Below are 15,272 nucleotides of genomic sequence, written 5' to 3' on the forward strand. Positions count from 1 at the left end.
TATTTAAAAGTTATTATTGTTGATAGCCCGGGTTTTGCTCACCGATGGTCGGGTTGTTCAAAAATTCGGTGTGCGGGATGGGCATGATATATTTCACCTTATCATTTGCGGTGGGCCGCAGTTCCTGTACCAGCGAAGATGGAAGGCGCAGCAGCGACATCCACTCCTGTCCGTCTTCTCCTACCAGGTTGCGGACCGTTTCCAGGTACAGTTGTTTGAGCATTTCATTAACGCTTCCGGCATTATCTACTGCAGAAAAATCTGTTACACCCGCATGGCCCATGATGTTTTTCAGGATAGTACGGGCCGCAGCGAGGCTGCCGCCGGAACGTACAATAGCTTCCGCTTTCAGCAGGTATACTTCTGTTAAACGGATGGCATAGGCGGTTTCTGTTAAAGGTGTGGGCGTATTTCCTTCTTTGATATATTTCAGGAAGTAAAAGGTGCCATCCGAATAATCATTGGCGGAACCTATCATCCAGGCGCCGCGGGGATCATTCGCCAGCAATGTTTTCAGCGCTGTTTTGGCTACATACAGGGAAGATGCACCGGGCCAGTACTGGCGGCTGAGCACATAGTAATAGCTTTCCTGGTTTTGCTGTGATTTAACACCGAGTATAACTTCCGGGCTGGCAAGGCCTTTTGTGTAAAAGATGTCTTTCATCTGCGGCTCCAGCGTATACTGGCTATTGAGGATGATACTGTCTGCCAGGGCTATTACCACCGGGTAATCGGCCGGCTGGCCGTGGCTCATAAGCACCCTCATTTTCAGCGCCATGGCGGCCCAGCGGGTAGCATAGAACGCTTTATTTTGTGCCGGCGCATTGGCAATGGCATCATCAATATCAGCGAGGATAGCGGTGTAGCTGTCTTTCACCGAGCTGCGTGCTTTTGCGGTAGCGCCCACTGTTACAAATTCATCGCGCAGCAATGCGCCGTAAGGGCTGCTGAGATCGAACCACTGGCCGAAGTAACTGAGCACTTTAAAATGGCCGTAAGCCCGCAGGAACCGTGCTTCTGCCAATACTTCTTTTTTACGGTTGTTGGTAAACGCTTTGTCCTCCAGCAGGGAAACGCCTTTTATAACGCCGTTGGCAGCATTTACCAACTGATAGGCTGAAGTCCAGTATACGCCGCTGAAAAAGGAATTGGTGTAGTCATTGAGTTCTGCTCCATCTTCGCCATAACCATATCCCATATAACCGGCAAATACGGCGGGGGGCACTTCGTGTTCAAACCAGTCCGTTACATTATTAGTGGCATCCACGTTGGCAAAGCGATAGTAAACACCATTGAGGGCGATTTCAGAAGTACGCTGGTCGATGATGGTATTACCATCTACCTTTGCATTTTCCGGTAATTTTCCCAGCTCCTTTTTGCAGGAAGTTCCTGCTATTAATAGGGTGCCGAGCAAAGTATATATGATCCTTTTCATAAAATCTTTTTTGTTGTTTTAAAATCCAAAACGAAGACCGATGTTAAACTGCTTTGTAGTGGGAAAGGTGCTTACATCCGAGCTGCCGTTGATAAGGCTGTAAGGATTGTTGCTCACTTCCGGATCGGGGCCAGGGTAGTTGGTGATCGTAAACAGGTTGGTAGCAGATGCGTACATGGAAGCGTCCCTGATATGCAGCGAGGAAGCTACTCTTGCCGGCAGCTGGTAGGTAAGCGTAATGGATTTTAATTTGATATAGGAACCATTGTACACATCGTCGCTGGCAGTGTTGCTCACATTTTCCCCGAGCAGCAGGCGGGGCCTGTTGCTATTTGGATTTTCGGGTGTCCAGCGATCTTTTATAGATACTCCCCTGTTGGCATAGCTATCGAAAGATTTATTCTGGATATCTGCGAGATAAAGCAGGTCTCCGCCGTAGGAGAACGTCAGTAAGGTGATAAGACTAAAATTTTTAAAGGTAAAAGTGTTGGTGAAGCCGCCAAAGAAGTCCGGCTGCGACTTTCCTATCACATCGCTTTTATAAAATCCATTGTCGCCTATTTCATACATCGGATCACCGATGCCGAGGTAGGGAGCCATGTACCGTGCTAAGGTGAATTCTTTCTTGTAATCGTCCAGTTGCTTTTGGTTTTGTATAATACCTTTCATTTTATAGCCATAGAAGAGGCCGAGGGGTTCTCCTTTGCGTACGATGCTGTTCCCCTGGATATAGGAGCTGACTTCACCTGCATTGGTGAAATCGTCGTTGATGTCGGTTACTTTACTTCTGTTCCTGGAAATATTAAGCGCGCCTGTCCACTGGAATTGTTTGCTTTTGATGAAGTCCGTGCGCAGGTCCAGCTCCAGTCCTTTGTTATTGATAGTAGCAAAGTTGGAGATCACACTCCCATAAGATGAGCTGGGGGCCAGTTGTGTAGCCATTAACAGGCCCGTGGTATTTTTTTCATAATAACCGATCACACCGCGCAGGCGGGAGCCGAACAGTTCAAAGTCGAGGCCCAGGTCTTTCTGCAGGGTAGATTCCCATTTAATTTTTTCATTTCCGAGCTGGGTAGGAACGAGTGCGTTCACACCACCGTAAGAACCGGGCGTATACAAAGTATAATAAAGGTTATCACCAAAATTCTGTGTACCGGTGTAACCGCCACTAGCTCTCAGTTTCAGTTCATTTACCCAGGTTACTTTTTTCATAAAGGGCTCTTCAGAAATACGCCATGCCACACCGCCGGAAGGGAAATAACCTACGCGGTTATCTTTCGGGAATTTGGAGGACGCATCTGAACGGCCGGTGAAGGTGAACAGGTATCTTTCTCTCCAGGCATAGTTAGCGCGCATGTAGAAACTCAGCAGGGAGTTCTGCCCGGAAACACCGGTGCCGGGTAAAGTAATGGCTGCGGAGGAAAGGTTGTTCAGGTATTTATCATCCGGGAAACCCTGCCCGCTGGCGGAAAAGGAGTTATAACGGTATTTCTGCCAGGAGGTACCGCCGAGGAGGTTTAACCGGTTGTTTTCATTAAACTGTTTGTCCCAGGTAAGGGTATTTTCGAAGAAGAGGTTTACATCTTCTGTTTGTGACTGTGAGCCGACGCCGCCATTGGAGTCGTCTACCCCGCTGGGGGAAGCGATAACGGCCGAACTGGACACATAGTTCAGCTGGTGGTAGTTGTTGTAGTTAACAGAAACAGTAGACCTGAATTTCAAATCTTTCAGCACATCATAATCTGCGGAGAGTGATCCCAGAAGAGAAGATGTTTTTCCTTCGTTGATACCATCCAGGAGGATCATCGGGTTTTGATTTCCCTGGTAGTCGTACCCACCGATCTGCGAGCCCAGGAACCGGTAATAGCTGCCGTCGGGGTTGCGTTCAGGCAAGGTAGGCGGCGCAAAGAATGCGGCCGGATAAATACCATTGGTGATATTATTTTTAGTGAAGCCATAATCCAGGTTGGTGATGATCCGGAACCGGCTGGTGATTTCATTATCCAGGCTGATCTTACCGGAAATACGGGAGAAATCCGTTCCGAGCACCACGCCCTGTTGTTTGTTATAACCCAGGGAAGTATAGTAACGGGAGCCCGAGCCGCCGCCGCGTACAGAGATATCGGCATTCTGCGAGGTAGCATTACGGAGTACGAGGCCGAGCCAGTCGGTGTTAGCTGTACCAAGACTGGAAGGATTTTTAATAATATTATCTGCCTTGGTGCTGGATGCCTGACCTGCGGCTGCGCGGGCGGTATTCAGGTTTACAGCGGCTTCTGTTAGCAGCGAGAGATAATCCGTTGCGTTGAGCAGTTTTTCCTTGATAGGTGTGCTGACACCCGCATAGTAATTGGCTTCCAGCACTGGTTTCTGGTTCAGCTTACCTTTTTTGGTGTTGATGATGATCACGCCGTTGGCTGCTTTGGAACCGTAGATAGCCGTGGCGGATGCATCTTTCAAAATATCGATGCTTTCAATATCATTGATATTTAACCCGGCGAGGCTGTTCAGTCCGCGGGAGAAAGAACCGCTCACGGTATTATTAGGATCATCGCTGCCGGCTCTTTCAATCGGGTTTACCACTTCTGCCTGGTTCTGGATATACCTGTTCTGGATGGTTACCTGTACGCCATCGATGATGTAGAGGGGATCGTTGCCGCCGAGCAGGGAGGTACCACCGCGGATGCGGATCTTGGCTACGCCGCCGGGGGAGCCGTCGGATTGTGTAACCTGCACACCTGCTGCTTTACCGGCCAGGGCCTGGTCGATGCTCACGAAGGAAACATTCTTTACTTCGTCTACATTTACCGAGGCCACCGAGCCGGTGAGGTCTTTTCTTTTAGTGCTGCCGTAGCCTACTACCACGTATTGGTTCAGATCATCCACTTTGGCTTTCAGTTCCACCTCCACAGTGAATTTACCACCCATACTGAGCGTTTTGGATTCAAAGCCAACGCATGAAATCAGCAGCACCGCGCGGGCATCTGTATTATGCAGGATAAAGAACCCCGTTTGGTCAGTGATAGCGGCGGCGTTGCTGCCTTTTACCCGCACCGATACGCCGGGTATGGGATTGCCTTTGGTGTCCACTATTTTGCCGCGCACATCTTCCGGGGGAAGCGCGTCGTCGTTCGCCGGAGGGGTTACCTTCCGGGAAATAACGATGGTGTTGCCTTCTATATCGAAGGTTAACGGCTTATCCTTCAGCAGTTTTCCCAGTGCTGCCTTTAGCGGCACTTCCCGGATCTCTGCCGAAACAGGACTCACATCTGACAAATCTTTACTCCGGTAAAAAAACACATACCCGGTTTGTTGTTTGATGACGCTGAACAGCTGCTGCAGCGGCATATCCTTGCAGGACACCGTGACCGTTTGTGAAACTCCACTGGCACAAACGTGTAAAGCCAGTACCGTTAATAAAACTGCGGTCATTCTCATTACTCGCCAGATTTTGGTGACATAATTGGTCCCTGGTTGAGGGGACCTTCCGTTATCAAGTGAACGAACCAATGACATGGAAAACCCATGCGGGTTGCGAACAACATTAATTTTCATACCTTAGATTGGTTTTTGGTTGACAAAATGTTTCTCATCCGCCTTTGCAGGCAGTGAAAAGCTTTCCTGAAACGGGTTAACCATTGATCAAAACCTGGTGCGGACGCCAATCTTGACACCAGGTTTTTTTTATGGATGAACATAAGACCTCCGCGTCCGGTGGACCTCATCAATTCATAACATGATATTACTGGATAGCTATCTGTGCAGGCGTTAGCAAGCCTGGCAACATTGGTTGTTTCGCTGACGTTGGTGGTATCAGCTATGGTTGGTTATTGATTTAGCTTATGGATAAATAATGATCCGTCTTCCCTCCTCTACTTTAAAGTTAATTTTTGCCTGTGACAATACTTTTAACAATTGTTCCTGTGTAAGACTTCTCCCTATTTCCCCGGTAAATGTTTCTCCCGGTATTTTATCGCTGTATTTTACTTCTATATTATACCACCTGGATAACTGACGCATGACGGTAGGGATATCTGCCTCCTCAAAAGAGAAATACCCATTCTTCCAGGCGATGGCGCTGTTCACATCTACCCTGCCCACTTTTATGATCCCGTCGCCGCTGGCCGTGGCTTTTGCCTGCTGCCCCGGGTTCAGGTGACGCATAGCGCTGCTTGTTTTTACCAGCACCGCCCCTTCCAGCAGGGTGGTATTGATGGTGCTTTCATCTCCATAGGCATTGATATTAAAATGCGTGCCCAGCACCATTACTTCCATGTTATTGACTTTCACCGTGAAAGGCCGTTCCACATCGCTGGCCACTTCAAAATAGGCCTCTCCTGTGATCGTCACCGTCCGCTCCTTTCCCGCAAACGCCGTAGGATAACTGATAGAGGAGGCAGCGTTCAGCCATACATCCGTTCCATCCGGCAGGGTGATTTTATACTGTCCGCCGCGGGGCGTGCGCAATACGTTATAAGTTACCGCAGATGCCTCGGCTTCCTCGTTTTTATATACGATTTGTCCGTGCGTGGTTTTCTCTACTTTACTATTCCCTTGTACAGTGAGTACTCCCGTGCCGGCGCTGTCCAGGTTTACCACCGTTCCATCTGCCAGCGTGAGCGTGGCTTTATCGCCTCCGGGCATAATAATCGCCGGTTTATCTGCGACCACCTGTTTCTTACCCGACTGCCACACATAGAAGCTGCTGCCTGCCGTTACCAGCAATATGACTGCCGCTGCCACCTTCCAGCCGCTACGGCGGCGTATGGGCACTACGCGCGGCTCTGGCGCCGTTGCCAGCATCAGGCGATTACGCATCCGTTGTTCCATGGCTGTTTCGGTTTCTCTTTCCTCCACAGTTAAATGGGCTGTTAAGGCATGCTCGTCATAAGCATTATACCATCGCAGCAAACGATCCTTCTCCTCGTCACTGGCCGCGCCGGCAAGGTACTTTTTTGACAGTATGGCCAGTTCATTCATTTCCATCCGTGATATAATTTACAGGGTCCTATATAGTAATGTCTGGAAATAAGGGTGCTACCCTACCTCCGTCAAAAAAAAATTATAGACATTTTTAAAAAAGGGCGTGAAAGTAGTTGCGGAATTGGAGGCGCAGTCGCTGCAGGGCTTTGGTAATATGCTTTTCCACGGCTTTTTCGGAGATCTTCAGTTCCGTGGCAATTTCCCGGTTGCTCATACCCATATTGCGGCTATAATCGAATACAATGCGGCATTTTTCGGGTAGTTGCTTTAATTGTTCCTGCATGGATTGCTGGAGGAAATGTAACTGGGCGGTATCGTCTGTCACCGCCTGAACAGCTTCGGGGAGGGCTTCCACCGCTGTAACCGGGACCATTTTCGATAATTGTGTAAATACAGCGTACCTATTGGCCGTAGCCAGGTAGGCAGGCAACGACCGGATGATAGTTTGCGTCCTGCGCTGCCAAAGACCGGTAAGCACGTCCTGCACCACATCTTCCGCCAGCTCCCGGGAACGCAGGCGATCGTATGCCAGTACGTACAAACGTTTCCAGTAACGGTTGTAAATTTCTGTAAAGGCGTTGTGATCATCTTTACCCATCAGCTGAACCAGCTCATCATCAGCATAGTAGGAGTACTCGGTCATCATCTCTTATAAAAATGCCTGCAAAAATTAATGATTGGTTGATATTAGAGATTGTTATGAACCCAAAGCTAAGGTATACGGGGATGAGAAACAAGGGGTGAGAGGAAATTGGAAAATTGTTGATTGAAAGAAACAGATTAACTTATCTGTACATTTAAACGCTATATATACTAAAATGAGAATAAGAACCATTACGGTAGTGTTTTCTTTTATCTTATGGGGTATTGGTGGCTATGCCCAACCAGTAGCTGATAAGGTAGATGCTTTCATAAAGTATGAGATGAGAGAACGTTCCATTCCGGGCTTGCAGATGGCTGTTATTCAACATGGGAAAATCGTCAGGATGAGCAACTACGGTTTCGCCAACGTTGAATTCTCTGTTCCGGTAACAGATAGCACAGTATTCTCCATTAACTCTATTACCAAGGCCTTTACCGGGGTCGCAATTATGCAGTTGGTGGAAGAAGGGAAAGTGAATATTGAATCCCCCATTTCGCGTTATCTCGACAGTTTACCCCTGACCTGGCAAAAAGTTACTGTACGGCAACTGATGGGCCACATTTCCGGTCTCCCGGATATTACAGATACTTTAACCGATGAATTGTAAGTAAAAAAGGAGAAGATTCCTCCTGGGTGAAAGTAAAAAGCCTGCCCCTGTTTTTCCAGCCAGGTGAACGCTTTAATTATAATACCACCAATTACCTCCTTTTGGGAAAGCTCATCGACAAATTAAGCCGGCAGCCGTTCGTGAGCTTTATTCAACACAGACAACTGGATGTGTTGAATATGCAGCAAACCACATTTGGGAATTCTTTTGATGTATTCCATAGGAAAGCGCCTACGTATACTTATTACCATAAAGATGATAAAGGAGAACTTGTAAAGCAGAATCATTTGATGCAGACATACGAGGAATTCCCGGCTTTTTTGTTGACTGACGCAGGGATGTTCAGTACAGCGGGAGAAATGGCCCGTTGGATTATAGCTTTGCAACAGGGCAAACTGCTGAAAGACAAAAAAAGTATTCATACGATGTGGACGCCTGTGCGTCTCAATAACGGATCTCTTGACGGTTTTGGCGGTATCCTCAATGGTTACGCACTTGGATGGCCGGTTGTGGACCGGCCCAGGCACCCTGCTATAGCGCCCATTGGAGGAGGACGAGCTTCTTTATTTATCTATCCCCAGGATGATATTTCGATTATAATTCTAACGAACCTGACAGGATGCAGCCCGGAATCATTAGTGGAAGGGGTTGCTAAGTTTTATATAGCTGGTTTTGATTAGGTATTTTCAGGTTCTTTGTCCTTAAATTTGCATGTCGACTACAAAATTCGACGTAAAAACATCATAAATTTACTTATTTTACGCTATATTTGTAATATACTTACATAATAAAGGCATAAAATGATAGTCAATTTTAGTATTGAAAACTTTGGTTCCATCAAGGATAAGCAAACGCTTTCTTTTGAAGCAACTAAATCATCGCATCTTGAAAAACAATATGTGGTAAATACTGGTGGAGTTAAATTGCTAAAGCTGGCTTTAATTTATGGCGCAAATGCATCAGGCAAAACCACGATATTAAAAGCACTGGATTTTTTAAGAAATATAGTTTTAGAGCCTGTAGGGAAAAAAACAAAGGAGTTAGATTTTCATCCTTTTCTTTTTGATAGCCAAACACCTAAACAAAACGCTGTTATTACGATAACGTTTATTCAAAATGAAATAAGATACTATTATGAAGTTGAATTTTCCCCCAAGGCAATTGTAGCAGAGAAACTGGATTTCTTCCATCCCAACAAAGCGGGTGTTTTCAAAAGAAAGACAAACCTGGAAAACCAATTCACAGAGATCACTTTTGGTGGCAAGATTAAAATAGATAAAACTTCTGAAAAGATATTAGAATCAAACACTCTTTGGAACAATACTGTATTGGGTGGCTTTTTAAAAACAAACATTGAATTAAAAGAATTAAAGGAGGCTACAGATTGGTTTAGAGAATATCTGAAACCCCTGATTCTTACAACTACTGCATTAGAAGGCGATGTAACGTCGCACATTGACAACGCTAACATCTCAAAAGAGGATATTGTGAGTATTCTTAAAAAAGCTGATTTTAATATTTCAGATATACTCATTCAAGAAGAAGAAAGAGATATTCCTGAAGGTTTCATCACATTTATTGAAACCAAGTTGAATACCCCAAATGATAAAATAAATGAACTAAAAGCTAAAGGCAGGATAACCTCCCGAAAATTAGCATTCGAACACACCACAGAAGATGACAAAAAGTATACGCTGCATTTCGACCTGGAATCGCAGGGTACTAAAAGATATTATGGATTAGCTGGCATACTGGCGCTGCTCATTAAAAACTCAGTTGCATTTCCTATAGATGAACTTGAATCATCATTACATCCCGAATTGTATCGTCATTTCTTACTTTCATTTCTTTTGAATGCAGATAAATCTCAAATAATTGCAACAACGCATAACAGAGAAATCCTTGACAGCAGGGATATACTCAGAGATGACGCTATCTGGATTACCGATAAAGATGAATCCTGCTCAACTTCGTTATATTCACTAGCGGACTTTGACAGTTCGGTAATCAGGGACACCACAAATAGGCTAAATGTCTATAAAAGCGGCAAACTTGGTGGTGTTCCGCATTTAGGAGATTACTACATTGACATCGAAAAATGAGACAAAAAAGAGCTACTGCAATAAAGGCCAGGAAAACATTTGCGGTTGTTGTGGATGGAGATACTGAAGTGTGGTATTTGCAAATGCTAAAGAGAAACGAAAGGTCCATTAATGTTAACATTGAGCCTAAGATACCTCAAAGGAAAAGGCTTTCAGAACAATTTGAGATGGTAACGGAGCTGTCCAGAGACTACGACAAGGTTTTCTGGATAATTGATTTTGATACACTTGCAAGTGAGACAAAAAATACCCAAAAAGGAGTAAAAACTCCCGTTCAAACATTTTCAGAATATCGAAGGAAAATTAAATCTGAACATGATAATGTAATTGTGATAGTTAACAACCCGTGTCTTGAATTTTGGTTATTGCTCCATTTTGAACGTACATCAAAATATTTTAGCTCATGCGAAGGCGCTGAAAAGCAATTAAAAAAACATCTCAAAGATTATAAAAAGACACAAAAGTATTATACCAAACAGAATAATGATATTTACTTGCAACTAAAATCAAAATTAGCTACCGCAATAAACAATGCAAAACAACTGGGATGTTTTAATCCTGATACGCCTCAAAGCGCAATATCGGAGATGCCATTATTTTTTGAAGTAAATAAGTTGGGGCAGCTTTTTTAAGAATACCCACAGGCAATCCCCACTCCATTTTCTTAAAAAACATATACTATTCAGTACGCAATCTTTTTATTGGATTTGCATTAGCAGCCCGGTATACCTTTGTTCCAATAACAGCACTGCAGCAGAGCAATACAATCAGGAATGCACCGATGTAAGGCGTTGCTCCAATATTAGCATGATACCGGTAAATAACTCCAAAAATAAACTTGTTCGTAAACAAGTAGCCCAGCGCTGAACCAACCACAAATGCAATCAGGAGAATACGTATAAACTCCCGGTTGACTAATCCTATAATTTGCAGCACCGATGCACCCAGTACTTTGCGGATACCGATTTCTTTACTTCGCTTGTCTATGTTCAATGAAATTTGCGCAAATAAGCCTGATGCTGACAAAAGCAACGTAACTATGGCCAGGAAAAATGCAATCAACTTAAATGCCTGCGTCATCCGGATCTCCTTTTCAATTAAATCTGATTGCAAATATCCCCGGTAGGGTACATTGGGTATCAATTTACGCCAGGCTGCCTGCAAGTGCTGGGTTACCTGCGACAATCTATCTTTATCTGAGCGAACAACCACAAACTTATACTCCGCTGGTTTGGCCATACGTAACGCACAAGGTGGTACAAGACCATGTAAGCCGTATTCTTTGTAATCGTTCACAACTCCAACAATCGTGTAATTGATGCTATCCAGGGTGACCCGGTGACCAAGCGGTTCCTTTATCTGTAACCGTTGCAGAAAGGTCTGATTGACCAGGATAGATTCATCGGCATCAGCGCCATTATCGTAAAAATGACGCCCCTGAAGCAAACGGATTCCCATCGTGTTAAGATAGGCCTCCCCTCCTACCTGCGCGACCTGTACCTGGGTTTGCCCATTTTCAGCTTTGGCCGTCTGGGTGTAGGTGCCGTCACCAATTTGCTGCACACATCCGGCCACGCTTTTAATTTCCGGGTACTGCTGAATGGCCTGGGTAAAAACCCCGTACTCCCGGGGATTGCTGATCTCTACAACCGCCACCTCATTGACAGCATAGCCAAAATCGACTTTCTTTTGAAATAGGGCGTTTTGAGACATCACAATGCCAACTACCAATGCGAAGCACGACAAGCTAAATTGTGAGATCAACAGGAAACGTGTAAAACGGTTGGAAGCCGCAAGTGAAGTTTTACCTTTGAGAATCTGAACCGGCTGAAAAGAGCTAACGTACATTGCCGGGTACAGACCAGAAAAAATGGCACTGACTACGGGAATTGATACCAGGAATAACCAAAATCCATAATCCCGGCTATAGTCAGGTGAAAGTTCAACGTTTGTAAGTTGACTAACAGCCGGCAATAACAGATGGACAAACAACAACGCCAATACAGATGCCAACAGGCATAAAACAATATTCTCCGTTAAGAATTGACGGATTAGCTGGCTCCTGAAACCTCCCATTACCTTACGGATACCAATCTCTTTTAACCGTCCACTGGCAAATGCGATGGAAATATTGGTAAAATTGAAACAGGTGATAATTAAAATAAACAGCGACATGATGGCCGGAACTATAACAAGCACACCACGTGGATTAACCGTTAATTGGTTGCCATATACGTATCCCGGCATGTCAATATCCGAGGTGGTCGCCAACTCAGAGAAAGGTTGGAGGGAAAAGCCTGCTATGGGCCAATTGGAACGATTACGGTTATGAACCGCTACATAGTTATTAAGATCAGCCATTACAAAACGGGCCGCCTGTTTATCCTTTAATTTCACAAATGTTGTAATGAGATCCGGATTGGCCCAGTCGTCGGGGGCCACCTGCCCATTCACAAATCCATTATCAAATGAAGTGATGATATCGAACTGGATACTTGAATTTGCCGGGATTTTCTGTGTTACAGCAGCAACCGTATATATCTTAGAACGGCCTTCGGATCCAATGATCGTCAATGACTGGCCCACCGGAATTTGCTTTGGAAAGTATTTGTCTGCAAAATCTTCGCTGATGATTACCTGATCCGGTTGACCAAAACCGGACAGATTACCGGATTTCAGGGGGAAAGTAAAAAAATCGAATAGCGTTTTGTCAGCATAGTGAATATGCTCATCGAAAGTATTCTCCTTAATTTTCACAACAACTGCAGCGCTACTGAACCGGGCCACCTGTTCCGCCCCGGCAGGTTCTTTCTGCATGGCCTGGGCTAAAGGTAAGGGCACAACGGCCCAGGGCTGCCTGCTTCCATCAACCAACCGCACACTGTTCAGCCGGTAAATTTGCTCGGTGTGAACGTGATTCAGATCAAAGTTAGCTCTGTAGTTATAGTTGAGATATGCCAGGATACAACAGGCAATAGCAAAGCCTAAGCCTACTACGTTGAGGACCACATAAATCTTGTTGCGCCAAAGAACACGTAAAGCGATCTTCAAGTAGTTCGAGAACATAAGGTTAATTTAAAAAGACCGTTAAACAGTTTAGTTCCATAGCGCCAACCCGGAAATATTGAAGTCAGCGCCGGTATTTTACCTGGGCAACAACTACCATACCACTTGTTGCCTATTTGTTCGCCCCGCTGTGGTGGCTATGTTTGCCTTTCTGTGGCGGATAGTTTAATAAGTAATATGTACGGATACGGACATACCTGTTCAGTTTTAATGATCAATTAGCGAACCTAATGGGATGTAGCCCGGAATCATTAGTGGAAAGGGGGTTAAGTTTTATATGGCTGGTTTAAATTGAGTAGATGTCGAATGGCTCAGGTAAACAATAATAATTGTAAAAATCAGAAGTAAGGCGTTCAGGGTAATAGTTCAGGAATTATTATTCAACTTTTTATCTTCCGCAATCTTGTATAGCTTCTCATTTATTTTGTCCAGATAAAATACAATATCATTTATTCTCAATACCCATCTGATAATCATTATCTGAATTACGAAAAACAAAATTCCTACGATCAGGAAAAGTATAGGGGCACTGAGATTGTTCATAAATGTGTTTTTATAGATTGTTTATATAATAAAGTAATACCCCACTCCGGAAAGGAAAGTACTATAACTAATACAGAAATCTACTAAAAATGGTAAATGAGGAGCCTTTCACAGTAATTCGGCTATTTGAGGATTTCCAATAACGAGTTAAAATCCGGATAGCTAAGTATATGTTAGTTATATCGAGATAGAAATACAAAAACTATTTGAATTTTGTATTCACTGGGCAACTTTGACAGTTCAGTAATCAACGACGCAACAAACAGACTTTAAACCTACTGGATAATTTCTTGAACATTTATAATAAATAACTATTAAGATAATTTGGACTTTTCTTTTTTGTATTATATTATTGCGCCCGAAATACTATTTGCAATGAAACATCTTAAGTACAAGTAAAAGCTTCGTTAATCCATAAGGTGTAATTTTTCAAACCCTATTTCACGAATTTCTCTATTAACCCGGTTAAAACCCATTACTCAAGTCTTTGCAATTCACATATATTTTCATCTTTAAAACGCTATTTATGAAGCAACCAATCGCAGCATGGCTAATTGGATTTACTATTCTTATGTCCAGTTGTCGAAAAGACGAACCAGCAACACTCCAAAAGTTAAATTCAAATGCGTTCGCTAACGTTAACGCCAATACGATGACGGAAGATTCGGATGAGGTAACCGGTAGTAAGAATGATGTCGTTGTTGGAAACCATGATTATAATTGGGGCGGCCCTGGCATTTACTACAGTATTGTAGACGGGCAAGTTTCCCAGGTAGACTACTACTATGGCAAGCTGGAGGTTACAGGGCGTTACAGGACACGTAATTTGCAGGTAATGGTTACAATCCCTTATCAATATGACTACAACAGATATAATGGTCGTGTTTACAAAATCGGTCCCGCTGAACAAGGTGACGGGAATCCAGTAATAAGCTTTATTGGAACTCCTGGAGATATAGTAGGTACATATTCATACGGTTCTGTGGGAACAGTTCAGGCAACCAGCCATACGCAGACACTGCAAACGAATGGGAATGCTATTTATGGCGCCAGCGAAAAAAGAACCATTGTTACATCTGTGAACGGAGGTACGAAAGTTATGGCCGGCTTTAATGCCGAAGTTATAGAAATTGGTTCGGAAATTGAGGCGGGATTTACCGTTCAAAGTGCGAGAAACGAAACCGGCGTTCACTCTGGGGAAGTAAGCTATACTTTAAAGGTGGCTGTGAGCGGCTGGACATCTCAATACCCTAATTTTCAAAGAACAGCAAGTTTAAATGGTGCATTCTATGGTACGGTTAGAGATTAAATACCTACTTTCAGTTATATTTCCGGCGCTTATTTCCAATAGCTGCTCTACTGATCAGTATAATCAAAAGGGCTTTATCAGTGAGATATCCCACACTTCCTTTTTTGATCCAAAGGCTGGTTGGGGCAAAGTATATACCTTTAAACCTATCGGTATTGCCTATCAGCCCAAACAGCAGCTCATGATCATAAGCAGGTTAAAGGTCCCAGACACTTTGCATTTGATTCAGCTTTCGAAAGCCGATCAAGATAAAATCACAGCAAAATATGGAGATTTTCGTTTCCTGGGAGCATTTGAAGATCATAATCTCCCTTTTGAGCTATCACACCTGATGTATTTAAATCCTTTTAACCTGGATATTTTGCAGATCGACAGAATGACTGCAGATGCACAAGGAACTGAGAAACTCACACGGGCAATACTTTACATGAAGGATAGTGTCAACTATATGAGAGAAAACGCACTTTTTGTTAAACAAAACAAATAGTTTTCTTTTCATATCGGAATAAGAAATTGGCGATACCGGCAACGACACCGCCAGTTACCAAAAAGCCCCCGCAGCACACGCTACAGGGGCTTTCCTT

11 protein-coding genes are annotated in these 15,272 nt (G+C 44.1%); 6 read left to right on the top strand and 5 right to left on the bottom strand.

The annotated features are described in order from the left end of the window. Positions 1-13 precede the first annotated feature (13 nt). The 4 genes from ACLHR0_RS15590 to ACLHR0_RS15605 all read right to left on the bottom strand — a co-directional run bounded on the left by ACLHR0_RS15590 (position 14) and on the right by ACLHR0_RS15605 (position 7,064). Positions 14-1,435 (bottom strand): RagB/SusD family nutrient uptake outer membrane protein, encoded by a 1,422-nt coding sequence (locus ACLHR0_RS15590; protein WP_370912068.1) that lies wholly within the window; start codon positions 1,433-1,435, stop codon positions 14-16. An 18-nt stretch (positions 1,436-1,453) separates the two neighbouring features. Then, entirely contained in the window at positions 1,454-4,873 is a 3,420-nt protein-coding gene (locus tag ACLHR0_RS15595; protein WP_436487742.1) for a TonB-dependent receptor, read from the bottom strand. 402 nt (positions 4,874-5,275) lie between these two features. After that, a complete protein-coding gene (locus ACLHR0_RS15600) occupies positions 5,276-6,421 on the bottom strand; it encodes a FecR family protein (RefSeq protein ID WP_436487744.1) in 1,146 nt (381 codons plus the stop codon). 88 nt (positions 6,422-6,509) lie between these two features. Continuing rightward, on the bottom strand, positions 6,510-7,064 hold the full coding sequence (locus tag ACLHR0_RS15605) for a sigma-70 family RNA polymerase sigma factor (protein WP_429049018.1): 555 nt from the start codon (positions 7,062-7,064) through the stop codon (positions 6,510-6,512). 172 nt (positions 7,065-7,236) lie between these two features. Between ACLHR0_RS15605 and ACLHR0_RS15610 the strand changes: the two genes are divergently transcribed. From ACLHR0_RS15610 to ACLHR0_RS15625, 4 genes are all read left to right on the top strand, one after another. Further along, positions 7,237-7,668, top strand: a complete 432-nt coding sequence (locus ACLHR0_RS15610; protein WP_436487746.1) for a serine hydrolase domain-containing protein — start codon at positions 7,237-7,239, stop codon at positions 7,666-7,668. Positions 7,669-7,694: 26 nt separating this feature from the next. Then, the gene (locus ACLHR0_RS15615; RefSeq protein ID WP_436487748.1) at positions 7,695-8,348 is read left to right on the top strand and encodes a serine hydrolase domain-containing protein; all 654 of its coding nucleotides are present in this window, start codon (positions 7,695-7,697) and stop codon (positions 8,346-8,348) included. A gap of 120 nt (positions 8,349-8,468) precedes the next feature. Then, complete coding sequence (locus tag ACLHR0_RS15620) at positions 8,469-9,770, top strand: AAA family ATPase (RefSeq protein ID WP_436487750.1); 1,302 nt, start codon at positions 8,469-8,471, stop codon at positions 9,768-9,770. Beyond that, a complete protein-coding gene (locus ACLHR0_RS15625) occupies positions 9,767-10,402 on the top strand; it encodes an RloB family protein (protein WP_436487752.1) in 636 nt (211 codons plus the stop codon). The genes ACLHR0_RS15620 and ACLHR0_RS15625 overlap by 4 nt, the downstream gene beginning before the upstream one ends. Before the next feature lie 46 nt (positions 10,403-10,448). Here ACLHR0_RS15625 and ACLHR0_RS15630 read toward each other — a convergent pair whose 3' ends face one another. Further along, on the bottom strand, positions 10,449-12,821 hold the full coding sequence (locus ACLHR0_RS15630; RefSeq protein WP_436487754.1) for an ABC transporter permease: 2,373 nt from the start codon (positions 12,819-12,821) through the stop codon (positions 10,449-10,451). Positions 12,822-13,905: 1,084 nt separating this feature from the next. Between ACLHR0_RS15630 and ACLHR0_RS15635 the strand changes: the two genes are divergently transcribed. Together ACLHR0_RS15635 and ACLHR0_RS15640 are read left to right on the top strand one after the other, a co-directional pair. Continuing rightward, positions 13,906-14,688 (top strand): hypothetical protein, encoded by a 783-nt coding sequence (locus tag ACLHR0_RS15635; RefSeq protein WP_436487756.1) that lies wholly within the window; start codon positions 13,906-13,908, stop codon positions 14,686-14,688. Next, complete coding sequence (locus ACLHR0_RS15640; RefSeq protein ID WP_436487757.1) at positions 14,669-15,175, top strand: hypothetical protein; 507 nt, start codon at positions 14,669-14,671, stop codon at positions 15,173-15,175. Before ACLHR0_RS15635 ends, ACLHR0_RS15640 begins: the two co-directional genes overlap by 20 nt. Positions 15,176-15,272 lie beyond the last annotated feature (97 nt).

Origin of the sequence: Chitinophaga sp. ARDCPP14 (assembly GCF_051362515.1) — a bacterium.
Lineage (GTDB): Bacteria > Bacteroidota > Bacteroidia > Chitinophagales > Chitinophagaceae > Chitinophaga.

Excerpts from the sequence above, each read along its gene's own strand:
- ACLHR0_RS15590 (WP_370912068.1), bottom strand. The coding sequence starts at position 1,435 with ATGAAAAGGATCATATATACTTTGCTCGGCACCCTATTAATAGCAGGA.
- ACLHR0_RS15595 (WP_436487742.1), bottom strand. The coding sequence starts at position 4,873 with ATGAGAATGACCGCAGTTTTATTAACGGTACTGGCTTTACACGTTTGT.
- ACLHR0_RS15600 (WP_436487744.1), bottom strand. The coding sequence starts at position 6,421 with ATGGAAATGAATGAACTGGCCATACTGTCAAAAAAGTACCTTGCCGGC.
- ACLHR0_RS15605 (WP_429049018.1), bottom strand. The coding sequence starts at position 7,064 with ATGATGACCGAGTACTCCTACTATGCTGATGATGAGCTGGTTCAGCTG.
- ACLHR0_RS15610 (WP_436487746.1), top strand. The coding sequence starts at position 7,237 with ATGAGAATAAGAACCATTACGGTAGTGTTTTCTTTTATCTTATGGGGT.
- ACLHR0_RS15620 (WP_436487750.1), top strand. The coding sequence starts at position 8,469 with ATGATAGTCAATTTTAGTATTGAAAACTTTGGTTCCATCAAGGATAAG.
- ACLHR0_RS15625 (WP_436487752.1), top strand. The coding sequence starts at position 9,767 with ATGAGACAAAAAAGAGCTACTGCAATAAAGGCCAGGAAAACATTTGCG.
- ACLHR0_RS15635 (WP_436487756.1), top strand. The coding sequence starts at position 13,906 with ATGAAGCAACCAATCGCAGCATGGCTAATTGGATTTACTATTCTTATG.
- ACLHR0_RS15640 (WP_436487757.1), top strand. The coding sequence starts at position 14,669 with ATGGTACGGTTAGAGATTAAATACCTACTTTCAGTTATATTTCCGGCG.